Source organism: Motilimonas pumila (genome assembly GCF_003596335.1).
Taxonomy (GTDB): domain Bacteria; phylum Pseudomonadota; class Gammaproteobacteria; order Enterobacterales; family CBDFNC01; genus Motilimonas; species Motilimonas pumila.
In genome coordinates this window covers 1-739 of the sequence record NZ_QZCH01000130.1, presented here as the reverse complement: position 1 = coordinate 739, position 739 = coordinate 1, and the positions used below count along the sequence as shown (strand labels likewise).

Genomic DNA, 739 nt, shown 5'->3' with positions numbered 1-739 from the left:
CCGCGAATATCAGCAAGGTCAACCGCCGAACTTTCTTGCCAAAGGTGCACTCACTTAAGTTTCTCTCCCATGCCGAAAGTATTTGGTAGGGATAGTCACGCGCTCGTTGACAGCGGGAATCATATCAACGCCTTACTAAGCGGCGCGAAATTGTTGGCTAAAATTGCGAGGAACGAAGCTAGCCAACAGTTTAGCGTCCGTTTGAGTAACTTGTTATATGCACATTACCGCGTTAAAACTATTTGATACTTGGGTTAATTTACCTGTTTCGTGCGACCAGATATGAACAGCAGGTAAATACTTTTTACCCTCTTTAACAAAAACAAGCTGATCACCGCAACCATTTGATGCTATAGCCAATAAGTTTTCGCCAAAGTTTCCAAAGTCTTTACACGAATCTGTTTCGGTAATAATGTGGTTGCAAGTTCTAGATAAACGTTTGCGATCAGATTTATCAAAGATTGGGTACTGTTCCCAAATTTCATCGTTGATATCAATATCCCCACCATTATTACTAACCATCGCCTTTTTATACTCAGAGGGTAATTTAGCTTCCAACTGTTCTTCAGCTTCAAGTACATATTTTTCATCTAAGTTAAAAGGCATACTTCAATACTCCAAGTGCATATAACGCCGTAATCTCACGAATCCCCTCATAATTTCCAATAAAAACAATGAGTAGACGCGCATCGCTCATTCTGATCTAATGAATTTCGCCAAAAACACACCTTATCAAATG

At 39.9% G+C, this 739-nt stretch carries 1 protein-coding gene; it reads right to left on the bottom strand.

Annotated features, from left to right (window positions below):
• Window positions 1-213: 213 nt before the first annotated feature.
• Window positions 214-606, bottom strand: a complete 393-nt coding sequence (locus tag D1Z90_RS20865) for an SMI1/KNR4 family protein (RefSeq protein ID WP_119912672.1) — start codon at window positions 604-606, stop codon at window positions 214-216.
• Window positions 607-739 lie beyond the last annotated feature (133 nt).